General features: G+C 39.3%; 20 protein-coding genes, 1 tRNA gene and 1 other RNA gene. 2 read left to right on the top strand and 20 right to left on the bottom strand.

Annotated elements, in window-relative coordinates; all coding sequences use genetic code 11:
- Positions 1 to 288: 288 nt before the first annotated feature.
- The 6 genes from NQZ71_RS05275 to NQZ71_RS05250 all read right to left on the bottom strand — a co-directional run bounded on the left by NQZ71_RS05275 (position 289) and on the right by NQZ71_RS05250 (position 7,962).
- Complete coding sequence (locus tag NQZ71_RS05275) at positions 289 to 1,575, bottom strand: glycoside hydrolase family 140 protein (protein ID WP_317011450.1); 1,287 nt, start codon at positions 1,573 to 1,575, stop codon at positions 289 to 291.
- 74 nt (positions 1,576 to 1,649) lie between these two features.
- Positions 1,650 to 3,062 (bottom strand): PTS transporter subunit EIIC, encoded by a 1,413-nt coding sequence (locus NQZ71_RS05270; protein ID WP_144453719.1) that lies wholly within the window; start codon positions 3,060 to 3,062, stop codon positions 1,650 to 1,652.
- 158 nt (positions 3,063 to 3,220) lie between these two features.
- On the bottom strand, positions 3,221 to 4,702 hold the full coding sequence (glpK, locus tag NQZ71_RS05265; protein WP_317011449.1) for a glycerol kinase GlpK: 1,482 nt from the start codon (positions 4,700 to 4,702) through the stop codon (positions 3,221 to 3,223).
- A gap of 12 nt (positions 4,703 to 4,714) precedes the next feature.
- Entirely contained in the window at positions 4,715 to 5,680 is a 966-nt protein-coding gene (locus NQZ71_RS05260; RefSeq protein WP_144453723.1) for a transketolase family protein, read from the bottom strand.
- Positions 5,677 to 6,507 (bottom strand): transketolase, encoded by an 831-nt coding sequence (locus NQZ71_RS05255; RefSeq protein ID WP_144453725.1) that lies wholly within the window; start codon positions 6,505 to 6,507, stop codon positions 5,677 to 5,679. Before NQZ71_RS05255 ends, NQZ71_RS05260 begins: the two co-directional genes overlap by 4 nt.
- An 18-nt stretch (positions 6,508 to 6,525) precedes the next feature.
- Positions 6,526 to 7,962: an L-fucose/L-arabinose isomerase family protein gene (locus NQZ71_RS05250; RefSeq protein WP_275009184.1), complete on the bottom strand. Its 1,437-nt coding sequence runs from the start codon at positions 7,960 to 7,962 to the stop codon at positions 6,526 to 6,528.
- A 351-nt stretch (positions 7,963 to 8,313) separates the two neighbouring features.
- Between NQZ71_RS05250 and NQZ71_RS05245 the strand changes: the two genes are divergently transcribed.
- On the top strand, positions 8,314 to 9,354 hold the full coding sequence (locus tag NQZ71_RS05245) for a LacI family DNA-binding transcriptional regulator (protein ID WP_260054604.1): 1,041 nt from the start codon (positions 8,314 to 8,316) through the stop codon (positions 9,352 to 9,354).
- A 90-nt stretch (positions 9,355 to 9,444) separates the two neighbouring features.
- Here the strand turns inward: NQZ71_RS05245 and ssrA are convergent.
- From ssrA to NQZ71_RS05185, 12 genes are all read right to left on the bottom strand, one after another.
- Positions 9,445 to 9,803, bottom strand: a transfer-messenger RNA (tmRNA) gene (gene ssrA / locus NQZ71_RS05240).
- Between the two features lie 156 nt (positions 9,804 to 9,959).
- Entirely contained in the window at positions 9,960 to 10,427 is a 468-nt protein-coding gene (smpB, locus tag NQZ71_RS05235; protein WP_127738132.1) for an SsrA-binding protein SmpB, read from the bottom strand.
- Positions 10,428 to 10,539: 112 nt separating this feature from the next.
- Complete coding sequence (rnr, locus tag NQZ71_RS05230) at positions 10,540 to 12,849, bottom strand: ribonuclease R (protein ID WP_375545231.1); 2,310 nt, start codon at positions 12,847 to 12,849, stop codon at positions 10,540 to 10,542.
- Between the two features lie 60 nt (positions 12,850 to 12,909).
- Positions 12,910 to 13,653, bottom strand: coding sequence for an alpha/beta hydrolase (locus tag NQZ71_RS05225; protein ID WP_144453732.1), 744 nt, complete (start codon positions 13,651 to 13,653; stop codon positions 12,910 to 12,912).
- A 188-nt stretch (positions 13,654 to 13,841) separates the two neighbouring features.
- Positions 13,842 to 14,078: a preprotein translocase subunit SecG gene (gene secG, locus NQZ71_RS05220; RefSeq protein WP_127738135.1), complete on the bottom strand. Its 237-nt coding sequence runs from the start codon at positions 14,076 to 14,078 to the stop codon at positions 13,842 to 13,844.
- 145 nt (positions 14,079 to 14,223) lie between these two features.
- On the bottom strand, positions 14,224 to 15,519 hold the full coding sequence (gene eno / locus NQZ71_RS05215) for a phosphopyruvate hydratase (protein ID WP_144453734.1): 1,296 nt from the start codon (positions 15,517 to 15,519) through the stop codon (positions 14,224 to 14,226).
- 27 nt (positions 15,520 to 15,546) lie between these two features.
- Positions 15,547 to 17,079 carry a 2,3-bisphosphoglycerate-independent phosphoglycerate mutase gene (gpmI, locus tag NQZ71_RS05210; RefSeq protein ID WP_317011448.1) on the bottom strand — a complete coding sequence of 511 codons (1,533 nt, stop codon included), beginning with the start codon at positions 17,077 to 17,079 and terminating at the stop codon, positions 15,547 to 15,549.
- Positions 17,076 to 17,834, bottom strand: coding sequence for a triose-phosphate isomerase (tpiA, locus tag NQZ71_RS05205; protein ID WP_275009183.1), 759 nt, complete (start codon positions 17,832 to 17,834; stop codon positions 17,076 to 17,078). Before tpiA ends, gpmI begins: the two co-directional genes overlap by 4 nt.
- Positions 17,835 to 17,861: 27 nt before the next feature.
- Positions 17,862 to 19,046, bottom strand: a complete 1,185-nt coding sequence (locus tag NQZ71_RS05200) for a phosphoglycerate kinase (RefSeq protein WP_144453737.1) — start codon at positions 19,044 to 19,046, stop codon at positions 17,862 to 17,864.
- 130 nt (positions 19,047 to 19,176) lie between these two features.
- On the bottom strand, positions 19,177 to 20,187 hold the full coding sequence (gene gap, locus NQZ71_RS05195) for a type I glyceraldehyde-3-phosphate dehydrogenase (RefSeq protein WP_144453739.1): 1,011 nt from the start codon (positions 20,185 to 20,187) through the stop codon (positions 19,177 to 19,179).
- A gap of 52 nt (positions 20,188 to 20,239) precedes the next feature.
- A complete protein-coding gene (locus tag NQZ71_RS05190) occupies positions 20,240 to 21,256 on the bottom strand; it encodes a sugar-binding transcriptional regulator (RefSeq protein WP_127738141.1) in 1,017 nt (338 codons plus the stop codon).
- A gap of 487 nt (positions 21,257 to 21,743) precedes the next feature.
- Positions 21,744 to 21,815 (bottom strand) — tRNA-Arg (locus tag NQZ71_RS05185).
- 305 nt (positions 21,816 to 22,120) lie between these two features.
- Between NQZ71_RS05185 and clpP the strand changes: the two genes are divergently transcribed.
- The gene (clpP, locus tag NQZ71_RS05180; protein ID WP_127738142.1) at positions 22,121 to 22,726 is read left to right on the top strand and encodes an ATP-dependent Clp endopeptidase proteolytic subunit ClpP; all 606 of its coding nucleotides are present in this window, start codon (positions 22,121 to 22,123) and stop codon (positions 22,724 to 22,726) included.
- Between the two features lie 36 nt (positions 22,727 to 22,762).
- Here the strand turns inward: clpP and NQZ71_RS05175 are convergent, their stop codons facing one another.
- Both NQZ71_RS05175 and whiA read right to left on the bottom strand, forming a co-directional pair.
- Positions 22,763 to 23,008, bottom strand: coding sequence for an HPr family phosphocarrier protein (locus tag NQZ71_RS05175; protein ID WP_144453741.1), 246 nt, complete (start codon positions 23,006 to 23,008; stop codon positions 22,763 to 22,765).
- 76 nt (positions 23,009 to 23,084) lie between these two features.
- The gene (gene whiA / locus NQZ71_RS05170; RefSeq protein ID WP_144453743.1) at positions 23,085 to 24,026 is read right to left on the bottom strand and encodes a DNA-binding protein WhiA; all 942 of its coding nucleotides are present in this window, start codon (positions 24,024 to 24,026) and stop codon (positions 23,085 to 23,087) included.
- Between the last annotated feature and the right edge of the window lie 7 nt (positions 24,027 to 24,033).

Raw genomic sequence — 24,033 nt, 5'->3', positions numbered from 1 at the left:
TTTTTCCCCATAACATTAATATAATTACAGTATTTGTCAACCAATCCAATTGTTCAGCAACTAAAATAATAGTGATTTTCCTATATAAACGACAATAAACAAGCTGTGATTTATGGCAGCTTGTTTATTAGCAATATTATAATCCACCCATTAGTTTTTGTGAGAATACTAGATTAGGGACTTTTTCTAACTCTATCATTTGACCTGCAAGGGGCGAAAAAAAAGCTCTTCCTTTTCGATTTTTTGTTTTCGTTTTAATATCTTGCCAAACATATTATCGACCAATCTTTAACGTCTTTTTTCCCCAATAATAACAACGTCTGAATCAAAGCTATGCATGCCAATAGTCGTGATATTATCCTCAATGGTTACACTTGCTTCTCCAAATCGTCTATGCTCTAAATCAATGATCGTAAAATCATAATCTTCGAGAGTTGTATCTAATTTTAAGGTAGTATTAACAGGCAGGTAAATGGCGATTCTACTGGCATCCTTGCTGCTTGCTACTCTAATCTCATCGGTATTTTTCATGACAATTTTTAATGGCTGTAAGTCTTTGAGATTAAATAAGTGAAAGATCTTTTTGGCAAAAGCATAATCCCAAGCACCTTCAAACTTTACCGCATCTCGCCAATCGTAAGGCTTATCAAACGCCTCTCCAACTAGGCCAAAGTTTTTTTCTTGCTTATGCCAGCTCCATATCCCATGAGCTCCATAGGTAACACCTGCCTCTGCACCTGACAATAAACTTTGCCAAGCAGCCTTTCTAACATCAAATCTACTAAACCGGCCATATATATTTCTGCTATAGCCCATTTGTTCATAACATGGCTCTGAATTAAGAGCTGGCCGTTTAACAGGCTTATTACTGAATTCTTCTGCAAGCGTATAAGACGTATTTTGAAATTGTATATTATGACCAGATTGGAACATATAGAAATCCAGCTTGTCACTGTGCAGCAGTTCATTAGGAATTTCGGTTAATCTTCCTCTTATATGTGATGTTGTTAAACATTGTGGGCTTAATTGTTTGATTGTATTTAACGCAAGTGAATAGTAGCTAGTTGCTAATTCTGTTGGGAAATCCGTATCGCCACTTACTAAATAAATGGGATTGTATTTCGAAAATTTGCCGTCAACATATTTCACATAATCCTCTACCAATTCAAAAGGCATATTATTGATATTACTGATCTCCGAACCCCATGTTTCAGGCACATAGTTACACCACAGCAGGACAAGTGCCGGTACAAATCCTTTTTCCACTGCCATTGCCACCATTTTTTCTGCACGTTCAAAGTAAGCATCATTTCTTTGATTAAAATCGAATGAGCCATCTTCCTTGTATGCAAATGGCTTCATATTAACATCTGTGTCACTTGCATCCCATTGTTGAAGGATATTAATTTGGAGTACATTAAAGCCTTGTGTTTTTCGATAGTTAAGATAATCATTCCATTCCTCTAACGTAGCATTCGTAAAAGCACTCCAAACAGTATCTGCCAGGTAAAAAAACCTTTCACCTTTTTCCGTTTCAAGGTATTGTTTATTTTCCGCTACTCTTAACTCTATCAATTGTTTTCCCTCCCGATTAATATGGAAGAGAAAATAGTGCTAGCAGCTATTCTCTCTTCCTTTCAAATATTCAATTAACCATTCGTACTCGCTTTTACAGTAGTTGTAGTTTTTGTTGAACTCACTTTATTAGATAGACCGAAAAGAAATGTTAACAAAAACGCAGTAATCAATGCAGCAACTAATGAAATGGTAAATCCATAAAACTCCCAGCTAATTCCATCTGGATTAATAAACATTGGGATACCAAAGACACCACCTGATGCAAATCCTCCATACATTTTCGCATTAAAGAATCCTGCAATCGCTCCGCCGACACCGCCGCCAACACAAGCAAAAATAAATGGCTTCTTCAGTGGTAAGTTAACACCATATATGGCAGGCTCTGTAATTCCGAGGAATCCTGAAATTGTAGCTGTCGTTGATAACGATTTCATTTTTGTTTCTCTTGTTCTCAACGAAACAGCTAAAGCTGCTCCCGTTTGAGCAAACACAGTACAATATAGTAATGCATTAATAGGATCATATCCTAATGTTGTAATATTATTAATGAAAATCGCAATAAATGCCCAGTGTAAACCAAACATGACGGCAATTTGCCAAATACCTGCTAGCAGCAAGCCTGCAATAAGCGGACTTAATGAATAAACAGACATGGCACCTTTAGCTAGTAATTCACTTGCATATACAGAGATTGGACCAATTACAATAAAGGATAACGGAACAATTATAACGGTAATGAATAATGGAACAAAAATCAATTGTAAAGATTTAGGGATAATTTTCAAAAGAACTTTCTCTAATTTAGCTGTTAAAAACGATGCTAGAATGATTGGGATAACGGATTGTGTATAATTCATAAGGATAACTGGAATCTGCAGAAAGCTTAACTGCTCCCCTGCACTATAAATTTCAATCATAGTAGGATATACAAGCGCCGCTCCGATTGTAGCCGTAATATAAGCATTTGTTTTAAATACTTTACCTGCTGAAAACCCTAAGAGAATTGGCATAAAGTAGAAGAATGCATCAGATGCTGCATATAAAATCTTATATACACCCATTTCTTCATTTATCCAGCCAACTACTGTTAATGCTACTAAGAAGCCTTTTAGTATCCCGGCAGCAGCCATTGCTCCCATAACAGGCATAAAGATTCCAGAAATTAAGGATACAAACTTGCTGAATATCGTATTCTTTTCCGTTGATTCTTCTGTAGTTTCATCTGCTTGAGGTGCTTCTCCCCCAATCAATTTTATTACTTCAGCAAAGACACTGCTAACATGTTCTCCAATGACTACTTGGTATTGACCACCACTTTTTATAACTGTCATAACTCCTTCTAGTTCTTTTAATACCTCCGTATTTGCAATCGATTGATCCTTCAGCTTAAACCTTAGGCGTGTTACACAGTGGATGACACTATTAATATTCTCTTTGCCTCCCACCTCTTGAACGATTTTCTTGGCAAGTTTTTCATAACTCATCCTATTTCCCCCCCACTAAATATCTTACAACTAGAATAAGTGCACAATTATCATGGTCGCTTACCCACGCTATTGATTGCGGAAGAATCTCACCTCCTTATCCGAATTTAAAGCGCATACAATAATATGCTGTCAAAGATTGCAAGAACTAAAATAAATTAGCCTATCGCTGAGTAAACTGCTCTCTTCCATTCTAAGTAAAACTGCTCTCTTGCTTCTTTATTCATTTTCGGTTCAAACATATGTTTCTCCGTATGTAACGCTGAAATCTCTTCAGATGTCCAAAAGCTCGACCCAAGCCCACCTAAATAAACAGAACCAAGTGCCGATAACTCAGAAATCGCCGAAACCATAACCTTAATACCAAGAATATCGGCTAAAAACTGCATTAAAAATTGATTCGTTGTTGCCCCACCATCTACTCGTAACTCTATTACTGCAATATTCGTTTCCTTTTCGATTAGCTGCAGAACATCTTTTACTTGATAAACGATGCTTTCTAAGCCAGCTCTTACAATATGAGCTTTTTTCGTGCTTCTGCTCATCCCAGTAATACTAGCCCGAATTTCTGGTTTCCAATATGGCGCGCCTAAGCCAACAAATGCAGGCACTAAATATACCCCTTCATTATCATCAAGCATATATGCCAACTGTTCTGCCTCATCAAAGGTTGCAAATAATGTTAAATCATCCTTCATCCATCGGATAATATCGCCTGTAGTGTTTATAATTCCTTCCATAGCATAATGCACCTTACCATTACTGCCCCAAGCTACAGAAGTAACTAACCCTTCTTTCGCCTCCACACATTCCTTCGTGTAAACCATTACGGATGTTCCTGTACCAAAGGTTGCTTTAGCGCTTTTCTTATCAAAACATTGTTGGGCATATAAAGCTGCCTGCGAGTCACCGATTACTCCTGATATTGGCAGCTTATTTATGAATAGCTCGCTATCCTCTACGATTCCAAAGATTTCATCCGAATATTTAACTTCAGGCAGCATGTTCTTTGGGATAGTAAAAATCTTCAGCAGCTCTTCATCCCAGCTTAAAGTGTAAATATTGAACAAAAGGGTCCTGCTGGCATTTGTAACATCTGTTGCGTGAACCCTCCCATTTGTCAGCTTCCATATTAACCAGCTGTCAATTGTTCCGAGTAACAAGTCTCCCTTTTCCGCTCTTTCTCTCACTCCTGGGACATTATCTAAAATCCATTTTGCCTTTGTTGCGGAGAAGTACGGATCAATTTTAAGACCAGTACTTGCATGAACTACCTCCTCATATCCCGTTTCTTTCAAGGAAGTACAAATGGAAGTCGTTCTTCGACACTGCCAAACAATTGCATTATATACCGGCTCACCTGTTCGTTTATCCCAAATAACGATAGTCTCCCGTTGGTTCGTAATTGTAAGGGTATTCATTTTTTGTGATATCGACGGATTATCCGCGCCAATTTTATTGATTACTTGCTTTACATTTTCATAAATCTCAACCGGGTCATGCTCGACCCAACCCGATTGAGGATAAATTTGCTTATGAACAGCTGTTTGCTTTTCAACAATCTGACCTTGGTGATTAATAAGCAGTGCTTTTGTTCCAGAAGTACTTTGATCTATCGCAAGGATATAATGATTACGCATAGCAATCTCCCCCTAGCATCCAAGCATGTCTTTGGCAATACATGCTACATTCTCAGCACTTAATCCATAATGTTGAAAAACTTCCTTCGTATTCCCTGCGATTGCTGGTTCATCTGGAATTCCGAGAATTTTCACTGGCACTGGACAGAATTGTGATGTAACCTCTGAAACAGCTGAACCTAGGCCACCAAAAATACTATGCTCTTCAATCGTAATAATACGGCCTGTTTCTTTAGCGGCTTGAATAATTGCAGCTTCATCTAATGGCTTTATTGTGTGCATATTAATTACTCGACAGCTAATACCATCTGCTTTCAATGCATAGGCAGTGTCAAGGGCAACACGTACAGTTTCCCCAGTAGCAATAATCGTTAAGTCATCGCCTTCATGCATGATGACTGCCTTTCCAATCTGGAAATCATAATCAGCATTTAAATACGAATCTTCGACTGGATTTCTGCCTATTCTCATATAAACTGGCGTTTCATAATCTACTAATGCCTCAATCATTTTCTTTGTTTCGTGACGATCAGCAGGCATCATTACATGTAAATCTGGAATCGCTCTAGTTACAGCTAAATCCTGAACAGAATGATGTGACATGCCAAGGGCTCCATAGCTGACACCACCACTAATCCCAATTAATTTTACATTCGTTTTGGAATAGGCAATGTCCACTTTAATTTGTTCAATGCTCCGCATGCTAAGAAAACAAGCTGGAGAAGCAACAAATGGTTTTTTTCCATAGGCAGCCAAGCCCGCCGAAATACCAACTAAATTTTGTTCGGCGATACCGACTTCTATTAGTTGTTCAGGTAATGCATCCGCAAACGGCACCATTGATGCAGACCCTCTAGAATCACTTGTTAAAACTAGAATATCTTTGTTTTCCGAAGCTAACTCAAGCAATGTATCACTTACAACTGTCCTGTTCGCAATTTTATTGCCAGTATTTTTCTCAAACGCTACATTGTTCATGCTAATACCTCCAATTGCTTAGAAAGTTCCGTCATTGCTAGGTCATATTCCTCTTTAGTCGGAACATGGTGATGCCAGCTTGCTACATTTTCTGCCAGTGAAATGCCCTTGCCCTTAATAGTGTTGGCTAGAATCATTGTCGGCTTTCCAGTTGCTATTGGTGCTTCTTTAAATACTCTTACTAACTCAGCTACATCGTTGCCATCCACCTCAACGACTTCCCAGCCAAAGCTTTGCCACTTCTTATCAAGAGGTTCATTACTCATCACATCATCTGTACTTCCAGTGATTTGCAATCTGTTTCTATCAATAATTCCAACTAGATTATCAAGCTGATAATGCGCAGCAGACATTGCAGCTTCCCACACAGATCCTTCCGCTAATTCTCCATCTCCCATTAAAGTGAAAACCCGGTAAGGTTTTTTATCGAGTTTAGCAGCTAATGCCATGCCAACAGAGATGGATAAACCATGGCCCAACGCTCCCGTATTCATTTCTACACCAGGAACCTTATTATTTGGATGACCTATTAATCTTGAATTAAATTTAGAAAATGTCTTTAATTCTTCTTTTGGGAAGAAGCCCATATCAGCTAGAACTGCCCAGTATGATTCAACAGCGTGACCTTTACTTTGAATATAACGGTCACGGTCTTCCCATGTCGGATTAGTTGGGTCAACCTTCATTACTCCATAAAAAAGCGCTGTCAAAATATCTGTATTAGATAGAGATGAACCCGTATGTCCTGTGCCTGCTTCGTACACCATATCTATTACAGACATTCTTATTTCCGTTGCTTTGCGTTTCAGTTCTACAATATTTAACATTGTTTTCCCTCCATTAAGTCATTCATTTATGTCACTGCCTCGTAACCATGCACGAATTTCCTCTACTGTTGGATCAACAGGGTCTGGAGTTAATCCTGGAATATACTGACACGCCTCATAAATGACTGGGATTACATTCGCGTGGATTCCCGTAGAATGATGGATATAAGGACCCTTTACTAATGTTTCTTCCCATAGTGGCCAATCATTCACCTCTACCCAAACATAAGAGCCTCTTGTATATGGGCCTTCCATTCCTTTCGCCTTACCTAAGAAAATGGAGTACTCTCCGTTATCACCATCAAAGCGAGCTATCGTCATTTCTCCCCCTTTTATTTCCCCTTCATGTGTTCCAGGTGCATGATCTTCAAATAAAAAGTGCTTATTTAATTGGGGCTTCTCTTCCACACTTAACGAAACAGGGAAATTACCACAATGATATAATAGCTCTCCATTCGGGTGCTCTGGATGTCTAATCGTAATATCTGCGAAGAATGTTGGTAATGTATTAAATGTTGCTGCTTGAACCATGATGGATGTAATTGCCCCGTGGATATCTGTTTCACAAGTGACAGGTATTTGTTCATCTGTTAAAATAGCGTTCGCTAGACAAGGCATGATTCCGATAATATCCTGCAATGTAGACCAGCATTGGATAGCAATTGCTGAACTACCTGTTTCTTCTGCAAACTGCTTCATCGCAACCTTTAATGACGCTATCCGACGAACATCCTCTTCTTTAACCGCACTCCAATCGAGTGTATCCTTGATGTATTTAATTGCTTTATCTAGTTCTTCACTGCCAGCCTTCTCAATTTTTAATGTTTTTTGTTTAATTTGATCCAGCGTAATTGGATATATTTGAATGCCAAACTTCTCAAGTAGTTCGCCTTCATTACAGATAACAGACCAGAAGTCAGACGGTCTTGTGGAGATTTGCAGGATTCTAAGCTTTTTAAAGTGCTTTACAACATTTGCTGCACCAATAAAATTTTTAAAGCCTCTTTCAAACACTCTTGATTCGACAGAACTGTTTGTTATGTAGGTAAATGGCACTTTAAATCTGCGAAGCACCTTACCTGTAGCAAAAATTCCACACTGAGTATCTCTAAGCCGAGTCCCATCTACTAATGGAGCTTCATCTCGTGGTCCCCATATTAATACTGGTTTACCTACAGCTTTAGCGATTTTCGCGACAAGATCCTCTGTGCCGAAATTACAATGTGGAAAAAAGACAGCATCTACTTTTTCGGAAATAAAGCGATCAATAATCATTTGCTCTTCCGCACGATTATATAGTAAGCCCTCGTCATTAATCCCTTCTAAATCAATGATTTCAATACCTAAATGAAAGCTTTTCATTTTTTCCTTAATTAACTCTTTATATTTGTAAGCATCCTCTTTACTAAACAAAAATCTGCGTGTCGGAGCAAAACCTAATTTAAACTTTTCCATGTTATTCCCCCAAATTAACATTGACTACTAAACTTACTAAACAACCATTAAACACAAAACCGCAACTAACCCACTGTTTTCTTGATTAAATCTAAGTTATTTCTTGGTATTAGATTAACACCGTTACTAAAAAGAAGTCAATATGTTTATATAAATTTATCAAAATATTTATTATTTGTAAGCGTTTATTTTTAGTTTAATTTAGTTATATTTATGTGAGTTCCTTATTATATTAATAGAATACACATTATTTTATACTAGTTAACTAATTTGACACAACTAAACTTTTTATCTAAACTAAACATAAATAGTTATAAAACTAGTTTAGTTTAGATAGATCGGAGGATACATATGAAGATAAATGACATTGCCCAAATTGCAGAGGTATCCAAATCAGCTGTCTCTTTAGCTTTAAATGGAAAGCCTGGTGTCAGCCAAGAAACTAGACAAAAAATTATCCGGATTGCAGAGGAAAATGGCTATAACCCTAAATCCTTTTCAAAAACAAAAACCAATTCTACATCTAAAATATTCCGATTTATAGCTTGTACACATACTGGAATCATCACTGAGCAATACCAGTCTCAGTCTTTCTTTATGGAATTAATAAATAATATTGATCAATCTCTTTCATCAAAAGGATACTCTTTAATTATTTCTTCCATAAACATAGATTCACTAGAACAGGAAATAATGAATTTAGAAAAACAACAAAGCTCGTCTGGTATCTTGCTATTAGGAACAAACTTAACAGAAGGGCAGATTAAGACGGTCGCTAACTTACAGCCGAATTTAGTTGTCTTGGATACTTGTTTTGAGACATTAGATATCAACTTCATCGTTATGAATAATGTGATTGGCGGCTACCAAGCAGGGAAACATCTAGTTGAATTAGGTCATAGCGAAATTGGGTATGCAGAATCTATTTCTAGAATGTACAATTTCGATTCACGAAGAAGAGGATTTCAAAAAGCCATGGAAGAAAACGGCTTACGTATTAAGCCTGAACATACTTTCCAAATGTCTCCGACAGACCTCTCCATTCAACACGATTTCACACAATCTATTCTGGAACTAAAGGATAATCTACCTACCGCCATTTTTTGCGAGTGTGATTATATGGCAATCAGTGTGATTAAGGCACTCAACGAACTTCATTTACAAGTACCGGAAGATATATCTATAATTGGATTCGATAATATTATGGAGTCTCAAATAGTAAGTCCAGAGTTAACAACGATTCATGTCAAAAAAGATAAAATTGCTTCTCTTGCAGTGGAGAAACTCATTAGAGAAATTGATTATCAAGAAGAAGATAAAATGAAGATATTTATAGATACAGAACTGGTGAAGAGGAGATCTAGCTGTAAAAGGCAGCAACAGCATAAATAGAATTGCCGCAAACAAAAAAAGCATCAATTCCTTTTTGGAATTGATGCTTTTATATCTCTAAGTAGTAAAAAACCACCAAACATATGTATTTGGTGGAGACGGTGGGAGTCGAACCCACGTCCAGAAACATCGGCACTTAAGCTTCTACGAGTGTAGTCAACATATTCGCGATTCGCTCATTCTTCTGCCTGCTGACGGGCGTCCGATGAGCTAGTCTGGTTGTTCTCTTCCTTCTTCCTCAGACGGTGGAATCCGGCGTAGCCCACTTAAAGTGAGTCCCTTACCCTACCACATGGGCAATGGAGGGAGGAACCGCTAAGCGCTATTAAGCAGCTAAAGCGAAGTTGTTTTGTTGTTTGCCAGTTATAGGCTTTGACGTTTTAACGAGGCCGATCCCCTCGACTCGCAACCTAAGCTCGAACTATCCCTGTCGAATCCGTAACGTCCCCATAAGGATAAAATCTTGTAATTGTTACATCACAGGATTCACGCTCAAAAGCGTTAACGTTAGGAAGCTCAAAAATAGGAGCTTTAAGTTATGCTTGTCTTAACGACATAATTTATTATAACATAAACATCCTAAATTTCAATTGTAAGTTCTTGGATTACATTTTTTGCCTATCTCTTAAGGCACGTTCGATGCTGCGGTTTGCTTCCTTGCGCTTTAATGTTTCACGCTTATCATAGTTTTTCTTACCCTTTCCGAGGCCGATTAAAACCTTGGCAAAACCGTTTTTCATATAAAGCTTCAATGGAACTAATGCATATCCGATTTCTTTTGTGTCACCAATCAGCTGGTTTATCTGCTTTTTGTGAAGCAGCAGCTTTCGTGTTCTCAGCGGTTCGTGATTATAACGGTTCCCCTGCTCGTACGGGCTTATATGCATGCCATACAAGAATACTTCTCCGTTATGAACGCGAGCATATGATTCTTTCAAGTTGACCCTGCCGGCACGAATTGCTTTAATCTCCGTTCCTTGCAGCACGATGCCTGCTTCATATGTTTCCTCAATAAAATAATCATGATTCGCTTTTTTGTTTTGTGCGACTACTTTCCCTTCACCTTTTGGCATTTGAATTCCCCTACCTTTATAAGCTAATTGTACCAAATTATCTTCGTTCGGACAATTTTGATGAGCTTTGGCAAAGGGAAGCAATAAGTGCTTCCCTTTCTTAAGCCTTCAATCAGCGTCTTTTTTTCTTTCTTTTTGCCTTTGGGGCATTTTCAAAAAACTTTCGTTCTTTTTTCCCTTGGCGTTTTCCTTCACCGCTGGAGCTGCTATTGCCACTGCCTTTTCTGCTATCTTTGCCTGCACCAGATTTTCCTTTGCGCGCCGGGCGAGATGTGCTGCCAGTGGAGAAAACTTTACCTTCTTTGTTCGGATCTCTGCGACGTGTTCCCTTCATGCCAACAATTTCGAAATCAATTGCTCTTTCTTCCTTGTTAACATTAACAACACGCACCGTGATTTCATCACCAATTCGGAACACCTTGCCTGTTCTTTCACCGATCATCGCAAAATGGCGTTCATCATAGCGGTAATAGTCATCCGTCATATAGCTGACATGGACAAGACCCTCAACTGTGTTGTTCAGCTCGACAAACATTCCGAAGTTAGTGACAGAGCTGATAATCCCATCATATTCCTCGCCGATTTTATCCAGCATGTATTCTGCCTTTTTCAACTCATCTGTTTCACGTTCAGCCTCAACAGAGCGTCTTTCCATGTTAGAGGAATGCTCGGCAATGTTTGTTAGCTTGCTGTTCCACTTTTCTTGAGTAGGTGCGCTAATATCACCCTCCACAAGATATGTGCGAATAAGTCTGTGCACAATTAAATCCGGATAACGTCTAATTGGCGACGTGAAATGCGTATAGAAATCGGTTGATAATCCAAAATGCCCAAGGCTTTCTGGATAATATTTCGCTTGCTGCATCGATCGAAGCATAACAGTTGATATGACCATTTCCTCTGGTGTTCCTTGCACCTCTTCAATGATTTCCTGAAGAGCTCTTGGATGAACTTCATTTGCAGTTCCTTTAACGATATAACCGAAGTTTGTAATAAACTCAAAGAATCTGCGCAGCTTTTCTTCCTTCGGATCTTCGTGAATACGATAGATGAATGGTACTTGCAGCCAGTGGAAATGCTCAGCAACCGTTTCATTAGCTACAAGCATAAATTCTTCAATTAAGCGTTCAGCCACTGAGCGTTCGCGCAGAACGATATCCTTCGGCTTGCCGTCTTCTTCGACAATCACCTTTGATTCTTTGAAATCAAAATCGATTGCTCCTCTGCCCATTCGTTTATTACGAAGAATTTGCGCAAGCTCCTCCATTCTCTCAAACATAGGAACAAGCTCTGCATATCTTTCCCGCAGCTCCTCATCCTTGTCATTCAAGATAGAGTTAACATCAGCATATGTCATTCTTTCCGTTGTTTTAATAACACTTTGGAAGATTTCATGGCTGACTACTTCACCACTAGAGCTGATTTCCATTTCACAGGACAGCGTTAACCGATTTACTTTCGGGTTCAAGGAGCAAATACCGTTTGATAGTCGATGCGGAATCATCGGAATAACTCGGTCAACTAAATAAACGCTTGTACCCCTGTCTTGTGCTTCCACATCAATTGGCGATTCTTCCTTCACATAATAAGAAACGTCGGCAATATGGACACCAAGCTTATAATTGCCATTTTCAAGCCTTGTAACAGTAACAGCATCATCCAAGTCCTTCGCATCTGCTCCGTCGATTGTGACAATCTGCTGGTCTCTTAAATCACGTCTGTTTTTGATTTCACTTTCATCAATCTCATCGGGAACACCATCAGCCTGTTCCATAACTTCATCAGGAAAAGCAAGCGGCAGTCCATGCTTATGAATAACAGATAGTATATCTACACCTGGGTCATTTTTATGTCCTAGGATCTTTGTAATTTCACCTTCTGCATTTTTTCTGCCTTCAGGATATGCAGTAAGGTTTACAACCACCTTATGCCCCTCTACAGCACCTTTAGTGCTACCTTTTGGAATGAACACATCTGTGGCGATTTTTTTATCATCGGGAATAACAAATCCAAAATGCTTGCTTTCGGAATATGTACCGACAATTTGCTGTACCCCTCTTTCTAGGATACGGACAATCGTACCTTCTCGTCTTTGCCCAGAGCTTTCTGAAGTAACACGCGCAAGCACGATATCACCATTCATTGCTGTTTTCACTTCATTTGGCGGGATGAAAATATCATCTAAGCCAGGCTCCTCTGGGATTACAAAGGCAAATCCCTTCGCATGACCGGATATTTTCCCTTTTACTAAATTCATTTTTTCAGGAAGTCCGTAACGATTGCTTCTCGTTCTAACGACCAATCCCTTTTCTTCCATCTGCACTAATGCTTTGACGAAGTCTTTGAAGTTAGAGGAATCCTCTATCCCAAATGCTTCCTCTAATTCTTGGACTGTCAGCGGCTTATACGCCTCGTCCTTCATATAATGCAGCAACTTTTCTATATGTTCGTGAATTATATCCAAACAAATAACCTCCTTTAATTAACGGCTCCAGTCTAAACGATCGATAAACTGGTAAAAGTCCTCGAAAACCTGGTCCTTTTCTTTATCATGTGTAATGACATGGCCAGAGTTTTCAAACCATTTTATTTCTTTCATGTCACTTTCAACTTCATTATAAATTATATTAGCACTATCTGTATTAATCATATGGTCATGTCTTGCTTGTATTACAAATACAGGAGAATAGATTAAGTCTACTGATTGGCGGACACTTGCAATTAATGCTTGCAGCTCCTTCAATGTGTTCATTGGAGCGAACTCTGCCATTTCCTTTTCAATAAGCTCTTCTGATTTTCCTTCACGTGCTTTATAATTACGGGCATATTCTAAAACACCCTCATACATTACGTCTTCGCTTTTAATATACATTGGCGCACACATCGTTACGATACCCTTTACTGGTACAGTGTAACCTAATTTCAGGGAAAATACCCCGCCGAGGGAAAGTCCGCCGACAGCTATTTCCTCATAGCCTTTATCCTTCAAAAATTGATAACCTGCCTGAACATCCTCCCACCACTCTTTAGGTCCAAATTGAACAAGGTCCTCTGGAGGCACCCCATGGCCTCTATACAACGGAATATAGCTGCTGTATCCTTTTGTACTCAAGTAGCGTCCGAGCAGTCTGACATCTGAAGTATTGCCTGTAAACCCATGCAATAGTAAGACAGCACGTTTATTGTCTCCTTCAAAAAACAACGGCTTTTGTTCCACTAATTTCATTTAAAACACTCCTTGCTTTATCTTTTCCCATTTTTTCAAAATCAATTATGTATTGCTTTATTTCTTCAAATCTCACCCTATTTTAGGCAGAAAAAAGACTAAGAATCCAGTAAAAAGAATTAAAGCATCTATTACAGAAAAAAAACCTGACCGCTTCCGGCCAGGTTTTCATCTATACCGTACAGCTATTAAATATCGAAATAGCTGACTGCAATCGTCAAGGCAAAAAACAGGATAGCCAACACGATTGTTGTATTATGAAGTATTAAATCTAAACCACGCGCTTTTTGTTTACCGAAAAGCTGTTCTGCCCCACCAGAAATGGCCCCGGAAAGACCTGCACTTTTCCCTGATTGCAAAAGCACAACTACAATAAGAGCAAGGGCAACAATGATCAATAATGTTAACAAAATTGTGTGTAGCATACAAACACCTCCATTAAAACGAACATACATTACTCTTAATGTACCATATTTTATGTTGTCCCACAATAGCATTACAATTGTTTTACATAACTTATCCAAATAAAAAACACCTGACAAATGAATGTCAGGTGTTAATGTTCAAACCTTATTTTTTAAGGTTGTAGAAAGATTTAAGACCATCGTATACAGCTAGGTCGCCAAGCTCGTCTTCGATGCGAAGAAGTTGGTTGTACTTAGCAATACGGTCTGTACGAGAAAGTGAACCAGTTTTGATTTGGCCAGCGTTTGTAGCAACAGCGATGTCAGCGATTGTTGCATCTTCTGTTTCACCAGAACGGTGAGATACTACTGCAGTGTAACCTGCACGTTTTGCCATTTCGATAGCTTCGAAAGTTTCAGTCAAAGTACCGATTTGGTTAACTTTGATAAGGATTGAGTTAGCAATTCCTTTTTCGATACCTTCAGCCAATTTTTTAGTGTTTGTAACGAATAGATCGTCACCAACTAATTGTACTTTAGAACCGATGCGGTCAGTCAACAATTTGTGACCTTCCCAGTCGTTTTCGTCAAGACCATCTTCAATAGAGATGATTGGGAATTCGTTAACTAGCTCTTCGTAGAAAGTTACTAGCTCTTCAGAAGTCAAGCCAGTACGGCCTTCTCCAGCAAGATCGTATTTACCAGTTTCTTTGTTGTAGAACTCAGAAGAAGCAACGTCCATTCCAAGCAAGATGTCTTTACCAGGCTCATAGCCAGCTTTTTTGATTGCTTCGATGATAACTTCAAGAGCTTCACGGTTTGAACCAAGGTTTGGAGCGAATCCACCTTCGTCACCTACAGCAGTGTTTAAGCCTTTTGCAGAAAGAACTGATTTAAGTGCATGGAACACTTCAGCACCATAACGCAATGCTTCTTTGAATGTTGGAGCTCCTACTGGCAAGATCATGAACTCTTGGAAGTCCACGTTGTTATCAGCATGAGAACCACCGTTGATGATGTTCATCATTGGAGTTGGCAATTGCTTAGCGTTGAATCCGCCAAGGTAACGGTACAATGGAAGACCTACAACTTCAGAAGCAGCATGAGCTGCAGCCATAGATACACCAAGGATAGCGTTAGCGCCCAATTTACCTTTGTTTTCAGTTCCGTCAAGCTCGATCATTGTTCTGTCGATTCCAGCTTGGTCCGTAACGTCCATACCGATGATTGCTTCAGCGATAACTTCGTTTACGTTTTCTACTGCTTTAAGAACACCTTTACCAAGGTAGCGTGATTTGTCGCCGTCACGCAATTCTACTGCTTCGTATTCACCAGTTGATGCACCAGATGGAACAAGTGCACGACCGAAGAAACCTGATTCTGTTAATACTTCTACTTCTACTGTTGGGTTACCGCGTGAGTCTAATACTTCGCGAGCATATACATGTTGAATGTATGGCATAATAAATTCTCTCCTTTAATAGATCAATTATTTTTTAATGATAGATGTACCAGTCATTTCTGCTGGTTGTTCAAGTCCTAATAGTTCTAGCATTGTCGGAGCCAAATCTCCAAGCTTTCCTTCTTGAAGCTCGACACCAGGTACTGTCACAATGACAGGTACAGGGTTTGTTGTATGTGCAGTCATTGGTTTCCCATCAAGTGTTACCACTTCATCTGAGTTACCATGGTCTGCTGTAATGATAGCTTTTCCGCCTTTTTCTTCGATCAATGTGATGATTTTGCCTAAGCATTCATCAACAGTCTCGATAGCCTTGATTGTTGGTTCAAGCATTCCGGAGTGCCCAACCATATCAGGGTTTGCAAAGTTTAAGATGATAGCGTCAAAATTATCTGCTTCAATCTCTTTAAGAAGTGCATCTGTCACTTCATATGCGCTCATTTCTGGCTGCAGGTCGTATGTTGCAACTTTAGGTGAGTTGATCAAAATACGCTTTTCACCAGGAAATTCTGCTTCACGTCCACCGCTCATGAAGAACGTTACGTGCGGATATTTTTCCGTTTCCGCAATGCGGAGCTGAGTCATTCCGTTTTGAGAAATAACTTCACCTATTGTGTTATCCAAGTTTGTCGGTTTGAATGCGACATACCCTTTTACTGTTTCACTGAAATGAGTCAAGCATACGAAATATAAATCTTTCGGATGATTTTCTCCACGATCGAATGAACGGAAGTCTTCATTAGTGAATACATTAGAGATTTGGATTGCACGGTCAGGACGGAAGTTATAGAAAATTACTGCATCTTCGTCTTGAATGGTTGCAACCGGCTTACCGTCTTCTTTTGTAATAACAGACGGAAGTACGAATTCATCAAAGATACCATTTCTGTAGTTATCATCCACAACATCTAATGGGTTGGAGTAGCTAGGTCCTTCACCATAAGCCATTGCACGGTATGATTTTTCCACACGATCCCAGCGCTTATCTCTATCCATAGAATAGTAGCGGCCTGAGATTGTTGCAAATTCACCAACACCGTATTCTTCAATTTTTTCTTGTGTTGCTTTAATGTATTTTTCAGCAGTCTTTTGACCGACGTCTCGGCCGTCAAGAATACCGTGGATATATACTTTTTCCACACCTTCTTCTTTTGCAAGGCGAAGAAGTGCAAACATATGCTCAATATGGCTGTGAACACCGCCATCTGACAGAAGACCGAACAGATGAAGATTCTTGCCATTTTCCTTCACATGTTTGATAGCATTCACGAAAGTTTCGTTCTTAGCGAACTGTCCTTCTCTGATTGCCACATTTACTCTTGTTAAGCTTTGGTACACAATTCGTCCTGCTCCAATGTTCAAATGACCAACTTCAGAGTTACCCATTTGTCCTTCTGGAAGACCAACTGCTTCACCACTTGCAACAAGTGTAGTGTGAGGGTATTTGTTCCAGTATTTATCAAAGTTTGGCTTTTTTGCTTGAGCAACAGCATTTCCCATACGTTCGTCTCTCAATGCAAAGCCATCCAAAATGATCAATGCTACAGGAGATTTACTCATGCCTTACCTTCCTCCAATAATTGCAGGAAGCTTTGTGCTTCTAAGCTAGCTCCACCTACAAGAGCACCATCGATATCAGGCTGAGCCATATATTCTTTGATGTTCTCTGGTTTTACACTGCCGCCGTACTGAATGCGGATGCTTTCTGCCACTTCTGGAGAAAACTGTTCGCTTACAGTTTTGCGGATATGTGCGCAAACTTCGTTTGCATCTGCAGATGTAGAAGATTTGCCTGTTCCGATTGCCCAGATTGGCTCATAAGCTACAACTGTTGCTTTTACTTGGTCATCTGTAAGACCAGCTAAAGCTTTTGAAACTTGAGAAGCAACGAATTCGTTTGTTTCGCCGTTTTCTCTTTGCTCAAGCGTCTCACCACAGCAAACGATCGGAGTTAAGTTATTTTCAAATGCTGCGATCGTTTTTTTGTTAACACCTTCGTCTGTTTCATTGAAGAATTCACGGCGTTCTGAATGTCCAAGGACAACATACTTAGCACCGATGTTTTCTAATGCTACAGGGCTGATTTCGCCAGTGAAAGCACCATTTTTTTCGAAGTGCATGTTTTGTGCACCGATTTTCACTTCTGTGCCGTCAGTCAATTCCACTAATTGACCGATGAAAAGAGCAGGAGCTACAACTACAGCATCAACCTGTTCACTAGAAGGAATTGATTCTTTAATTTCTTGGATAAAGTCCACTGCTTCTGGAAGTGTTTTGTTCATTTTCCAGTTTCCAGCGATAATAGGTTTGCGCATGTTTAACATCCTTTCATGCTTCGTTAATTATTTATCGTTAAGAGCTACTACGCCTGGAAGTTCTTTACCTTCCATGAATTCCAACGAAGCACCGCCGCCTGTTGAAATATGGCTCATTTTGCTTGCAAGGTCAAACTTCTCAACTGCTGCTGCAGAATCTCCGCCACCGATTACAGAGTATGTATCTTGGGATTCAGCAAGAGCTGTTGCTACTGCTTTTGTTCCTTTAGCGAATGTATCTAATTCAAATACGCCCATTGGTCCATTCCAGATAACCAATTTAGAGTTTTTGATAACATCTGCATAGATTTCTCTTGTTTTTGGACCGATATCCAATGCTTCCCAATCAGCAGGGATTTCTTCGATGGAAACAGTTTGTGTGTTAGCATCGTTAGAGAAGTCATCTGCAATTGTTACATCTACAGGCATGTAGAATTTAACACCTTTTTCTTTTGCTTTATCCATGTAGGATTTTGCAAGCTCGATTTTATCTTTTTCAAGAAGAGATAATCCGATTTCATGGCCAAGAGCTTTTACGAATGTATAAGCCAATCCGCCACCGATGATCAAGTTATCTACTTTATCAAGAAGGTTTTCGATAACACCGATTTTGTCTTTTACTTTTGCTCCACCAACGATAGCTGTGAATGGACGGTCTGGATTAGAAAGTGCTTTACCTAATACATCAAGCTCTTTTTCCATCAATAGACCAGATACAGCTGGGATATGGTGTGCAATTCCTTCAGTTGAAGCATGCGCACGGTGTGCTGCACCAAATGCATCGTTTACGAATACATCAGCTAGTTCAGCATAAGCTTTTGCTAGTTCTGAATCGTTTTTCTCTTCGCCAGCATTGAAACGAACGTTTTCAAGCAATAATACATCGCCTTCAGAAAGCTTGCTGATTTCAGCTTTAACAGCTTCACCATAAGACTCATCTGTTTTCACAACGTTTTTGCCAAGCAGCTCAGAAAGACGTGCAGCAACTGGAGTTAAACGCAATTCTTCAACCACTTCACCATTTGGACGGCCTAAGTGACTTGCCAAAATTACGATAGCACCTTTTTCTACTAACTCATTAATAGTTGGTAGCGCTGCTTGAATTCTTGTTTCATCCGTGATTTGTTGATCCTTCATTGGAACGTTGAAGTCAACACGAACAAATACTTTTTTGCCTTTTAAATCGATATCGCGAATCGTTTTCTTGTTCATTAAATGAGACCCTCCACTTGCATTATTTTAAGCTTATAATCCGTATCCACTAAGATTTCCAAGCTATTTTTAAAAGAGCGGAAACAAAGCTGTTTCCGCTGTTTGATTAAGGGCTTTAGCTTAACAAAAATTATTTTGTAGCTAATTGTGCAAAGTGTTTAACTGTTCTTACAAGTTGGTTAGTGTAAGACATTTCGTTGTCATACCAAGCAACAGTTTTAACCAATTGTTGGTCTCCAACTGTAATTACTTTAGTTTGAGTCGCATCGAATAATGAACCGTAGCTGATTCCGATGATGTCAGAAGAAACGATTTCGTCTTCAGTGTAACCGTAAGACTCGTCAGCAGCTGCTTTCATAACCGCGTTAACTTCTTCAACTGTTACTTTTTTATCAAGAACTGTTACAAGCTCAGTTAATGAACCAGTTTTAACAGGTACACGTTGTGCAGCTCCATCCAATTTACCGTTAAGTTCTGGTAATACTAGACCGATAGCTTTAGCAGCACCAGTTGAGTTAGGGATGATGTTTTCTGCAGCAGCACGAGCGCGGCGGAAATCACCTTTTGGATGTGGAGCGTCAAGTGTATTTTGGTCTCCAGTGTAAGCATGGATAGTTGTCATAAGACCTTCAACGATACCGAAGTTGTCTTGAAGAGCTTTTGCCATTGGAGCTAGGCAGTTTGTAGTACAAGAAGCACCAGAGATAACTGTTTCAGTACCATCAAGAATGTCATGGTTTACGTTGTAAACGATTGTTTTCATTTCACCAGTTGCAGGTGCAGAGATAACAACGTTTTTAGCGCCAGCTTGGATATGAGCTTCAGCACTTTCTTTAGTTGTGAAGAAACCAGTAGATTCGATAACTGTATCTACATTAAGCTCGCCCCATTTAAGGTCAGCTGGGTTTCTTTCAGCAGTAGTTACTACTTTTTTACCGTTTACTAGGAAGTAACCTTCGTGTACTTCGATTTCACCTTGGAAAGTACCTTGAGATGAATCATATTTTAAAAGATGTGCCAGCATTTTAGTATCAGTTAAATCATTGATTGCCACTACTTCCAATTCTGGGTTTTCCATGATTTTTCTGAATGCTAAACGTCCGATACGTCCAAATCCGTTAATACCAACTTTTACTGTCATTATTATTTCCTCCTCTAAATGTAGAGATAATTATATATAAAGGGAATTCCCGTTATATCAAGTTCTTTGCCGCACCTTCATCTGTTATCAGAATAGTAGAAGGTGGCGCTTTTTTTAAGTAGGCTGAGATAGCCTTTGATTTTGACGATCCTCCGGCAACCGCGATTACATTTGGAACAGTAGAAAGATTTTCAAGTCTAAGGCCGATCGTCTGAACCTTGTGGACAACCTCTCCATCTTCATTAAAATAATAGCCAAATGCTTCACCGACAGCTTCTGCCTGAACGATTTTTTCTAGGTCACTTGCGCTTGTACTGCGGCGCTCTGCCATTGTAATAGCATCACCAATTCCATGAATAAGCAGGCTGGCAGACTTAATCAGCTGCAAGACTTCATTGATGCGGGCATCCTTAACGATGCTTTTGTACATTTCCTTACTCACCTCATCTGGTGCATACAGGACACGATGTTTGCTCGCTGTACGATCCGCCATCATGGAACAAATTGTGTTTGCTTGGTTTTTAACATCTTCACCAATGCCGCCACGTGCAGGTACAAACAGCCATTCGCCGTCCACTATATTAGGCGTAAGCATTTCTGCCACTGCAGCCATAGTGGTTCCACCATTAACCGCGATGATATTATTGCCTTTTAAAAGTGATTTCATACAATTAGCTGTTGCAAGTCCCAGTTCTTTTTTGAGCCATGGAGAATGGTCACTGTCGCCCGCTACAATTATTACTCTTTTAATTTGCAGCTTCTTTTCTAATTCTTTCTCCATTTGGTTAATACCCGCTACTTCCCTCATTACACTAGAAAGACTTTCCAAAGTTTCTTCGCCAATCGGAGTGAGTGTCATGCCAATAGTACTGATATGTATAAGCTTCTGATCCTTTAGGAGCTCCACTTCGCTCCTGAGCACTCGTTCCGTCATTCCCAGGCTTCCTGCAAGGCTTCTTCTGCCAACAGGCTGCATGTTGCTAATGTGATGAAGAATGTAGTATCTTTTTTGCATAATTACGAGTAAATCAGGCAATAATCTTTTTTGAATCTCGATAAATGAATTCATTAATTTGGTGCCCCTTCACTTACAGTGGTGGTCATTTGAAGTCCCGCATAGACATATTATGTCCCACATTCTCCAAAAAAAATCATTCCTGCTACAAAACCCATTCTATCACCAGCGCATAGCAAATTCAACTTATAAACGTCCATTTTTCAAGAAATTTGACGAAAAATTGAAGAACTGCCATATGTGAATTTAATCACGTTTTCATTGCTTTCATACTATATAAAAAAGCGGAACATCAATTGGACGATATTCCTATCTTAGCTTGACGATAAAAAAACATTTTGTCTATTAAAGAAGGATATAGATTTCCGTTACCATCAGTAAGATTTCGGAAAGATTAGCGAGACAGCAAAAAACACTAAAGCAGAAATTGGATTTCGAATCAGCTTGCCTAATACTTAACCTTTAATATAGAAATAAACATCTTCGTATTTAAAGCAAAAAAAGACAGTCGACAAAAGTTGTCGACTGTCTTTTTTAATAGCGCCCTCGAAGGGAATCGAACCCCTATTTCAAGAACCGGAATCTTGCGTGCTATCCATTACACCACGAGGGCAAATTTTAAAGAACGTTTTGATTATATGATATGTTTCATGGTAATGCAAGGAATAATTGTTTAAAAAAAGTAACAGTGGGTATTATGGTAAGGATAAAAACTTATTCAATAAACAGGTGCAAAAATGTTGTTGATACAAAGGATGTAGACATTGTCGAAGGATATTTTGCCTTATCTGAACGTAAACGTTTGACCTTAATTGACCATCCGTGTATCATTAGGATTACATACAGTAATGAGTTCACTCACTACTGAAGAAACACATACTTATGAAGCAAACTTTATTTTAAAGGAGGATTTTTTCAATGAATTTAATCCCTACAGTTATTGAACAGACAAACAGAGGAGAACGTGCTTACGACATTTATTCTCGTCTATTGAAGGATCGCATCATTATGCTTGGCAGTGCAATTGACGATAATGTTGCTAACTCCATTGTTTCACAGCTTTTGTTCCTTGATGCTGAGAACCCTGAAAAGGACGTTTCCTTATACATTAACAGCCCTGGCGGAAGCATTACAGCAGGTATGGCTATTTATGATACTATGCAGTTCATTAAGCCAAATGTACAAACAATCTGCATCGGTATGGCAGCTTCCATGGGAGCTTTCTTGCTTGCAGCAGGTGAAAAAGGTAAACGTTATGCCCTTCCAAATGCTGAAGTAATGATTCATCAGCCGCTTGGTGGTGCACAAGGTCAAGCTACAGAAATTGAAATTGCTGCAAAACGTATCTTGTTCTTGCGTGATAAGCTGAATGGTATCCTTGCAGAGCGTACTGGCCAACCAATCGACGTTATCGCAAAAGACACTGAACGCGATAACTTCATGACAGCTGAAAGAGCGAAGGAATATGGTCTAATCGACAATATCATCACTCGTAATGAACTAACAGACAAAAAAGATAAGTAATAGAAAAAAAACACCTCGCCCAAACGCGAGGTGTTTTTATAATAATTTCTCCAGTGTTTTAAGCGCTTCCAATTCATCGCTTCCATCAATAATCAGCTTGATGTCTGCCCCTGAGTGAATCGCCAAGCCCATAATTCCCATGATACTTTTCGCATTTACTCTGCGCCCTTCCTTCTCAATAAACACTTCAGATACATAATTTGTTGCTTCTTGAACAAATATCGCTGCCGGTCTTGCCTGCAATCCTGATTTCAATGTTACTGTAATATCCCTTTCTACCATCTTATTCCCTCCTCCTAATATATAAGGAGGATAATATAGTCTTAACCGATAAGATATATTATCCTTCTATAGTTTATTATACTTGTTCTCCTCTGCGAAGCGCATCAGCAATTTCATCTATTTTTCGCAGTCTGTGATTAATCCCGGATTTACTAATATTCCCGGAGGAAACCATTTCCCCAAGTTCCTTCAAGGTAACATCCTGGTAAGCAACTCGGAGCTCTGCAATTTCCCTGAGCTTGTCTGGGAGTATCTGCAGCCCTACTGTTCTATCAATGAAGCGAATATTTTCGACTTGTCTCAGCGCAGCACCAATCGTTTTGTTTAAGTTTGCTGTTTCACAATTCACAAGTCTGTTAACGGAATTCCTCATATCTCTGACAATCCGGATATCTTCAAATCGAAGCAATGCCCCGTGAGCTCCAATAATATTGAGGAATTCTGTTATTTTCTCGGCTTCCTTCAAGTACGTGATAAATCCTTTTTTTCTTTCTAACACTTTACTGTTCAAATCGAACGTGTTCATCAGATTGCTCAATGCAACAATATGCTCTTTGTAAAGCGACGTAATTTCCAAGTGATAGGAGGATGTTTCTGGGTTGTTGACAGATCCGCCTGCAAGAAACGCTCCTCTTAAATAGGAACGCTTGCAGCATTTCTTTTTGACAAGGCCTTCATCTATTTCATGTGTAAACATAAAGCCCTCTGTCAAAATACTCAAATCTTCAAGAATCTCCTTCGCTTTTGCCGACAGCCTTACAATATAAACATTGTTTTTCTTGAGGCGCATCTTCTTTCTCACTAAAAGCTCGACAGGTATGTCATAATACTTTTTGATGAGTGTATATATTCTTCTTGCTATCGCAGCATTTTCCGTCTGAATGTCTACTACCAGTTTCTGATTAGAAAAGGATAAAGTACCATTCATCTGAATTAGGGCAGACAGCTCTGCCCTGCCGCAGCAATCTTTAACTTCAATCGTCGTCAGTTCTTTTTTCGTCTCTGAAGCGAAAGACATACCTTCA

Source organism: Niallia taxi, from assembly GCF_032818155.1.
GTDB lineage: Bacteria > Bacillota > Bacilli > Bacillales > Cytobacillaceae > Niallia > Niallia taxi_A.
The sequence above is the reverse complement of the archived record's forward strand: the minus strand, read 5'-3'. Positions and strand labels throughout refer to the sequence as shown.

What these genes read in the sequence shown, in the direction of transcription:
- secG (WP_127738135.1), bottom strand. Translation starts at nt 14,078, where the DNA reads ATGCTACACACAATTTTGTTAACATTATTGATCATTGTTGCCCTTGCT.
- NQZ71_RS05225 (WP_144453732.1), bottom strand. Translation starts at nt 13,653, where the DNA reads ATGAAATTAGTGGAACAAAAGCCGTTGTTTTTTGAAGGAGACAATAAA.
- tpiA (WP_275009183.1), bottom strand. Translation starts at nt 17,834, where the DNA reads ATGCGCAAACCTATTATCGCTGGAAACTGGAAAATGAACAAAACACTT.
- whiA (WP_144453743.1), bottom strand. Translation starts at nt 24,026, where the DNA reads ATGTCTTTCGCTTCAGAGACGAAAAAAGAACTGACGACGATTGAAGTT.
- rnr (WP_375545231.1), bottom strand. Translation starts at nt 12,849, where the DNA reads ATGAAGGACGAGGCGTATAAGCCGCTGACAGTCCAAGAATTAGAGGAA.
- NQZ71_RS05260 (WP_144453723.1), bottom strand. Translation starts at nt 5,680, where the DNA reads ATGAACAATGTAGCGTTTGAGAAAAATACTGGCAATAAAATTGCGAAC.
- NQZ71_RS05250 (WP_275009184.1), bottom strand. Translation starts at nt 7,962, where the DNA reads ATGGAAAAGTTTAAATTAGGTTTTGCTCCGACACGCAGATTTTTGTTT.
- clpP (WP_127738142.1), top strand. Translation starts at nt 22,121, where the DNA reads ATGAATTTAATCCCTACAGTTATTGAACAGACAAACAGAGGAGAACGT.
- NQZ71_RS05190 (WP_127738141.1), bottom strand. Translation starts at nt 21,256, where the DNA reads ATGAATTCATTTATCGAGATTCAAAAAAGATTATTGCCTGATTTACTC.
- NQZ71_RS05245 (WP_260054604.1), top strand. Translation starts at nt 8,314, where the DNA reads ATGAAGATAAATGACATTGCCCAAATTGCAGAGGTATCCAAATCAGCT.
- gap (WP_144453739.1), bottom strand. Translation starts at nt 20,187, where the DNA reads ATGACAGTAAAAGTTGGTATTAACGGATTTGGACGTATCGGACGTTTA.
- glpK (WP_317011449.1), bottom strand. Translation starts at nt 4,702, where the DNA reads ATGCGTAATCATTATATCCTTGCGATAGATCAAAGTACTTCTGGAACA.
- smpB (WP_127738132.1), bottom strand. Translation starts at nt 10,427, where the DNA reads ATGCCAAAAGGTGAAGGGAAAGTAGTCGCACAAAACAAAAAAGCGAAT.
- gpmI (WP_317011448.1), bottom strand. Translation starts at nt 17,079, where the DNA reads ATGAGTAAATCTCCTGTAGCATTGATCATTTTGGATGGCTTTGCATTG.
- NQZ71_RS05200 (WP_144453737.1), bottom strand. Translation starts at nt 19,046, where the DNA reads ATGAACAAGAAAACGATTCGCGATATCGATTTAAAAGGCAAAAAAGTA.
- NQZ71_RS05270 (WP_144453719.1), bottom strand. Translation starts at nt 3,062, where the DNA reads ATGAGTTATGAAAAACTTGCCAAGAAAATCGTTCAAGAGGTGGGAGGC.
- eno (WP_144453734.1), bottom strand. Translation starts at nt 15,519, where the DNA reads ATGCCATACATTCAACATGTATATGCTCGCGAAGTATTAGACTCACGC.
- NQZ71_RS05255 (WP_144453725.1), bottom strand. Translation starts at nt 6,507, where the DNA reads ATGTTAAATATTGTAGAACTGAAACGCAAAGCAACGGAAATAAGAATG.
- NQZ71_RS05175 (WP_144453741.1), bottom strand. Translation starts at nt 23,008, where the DNA reads ATGGTAGAAAGGGATATTACAGTAACATTGAAATCAGGATTGCAGGCA.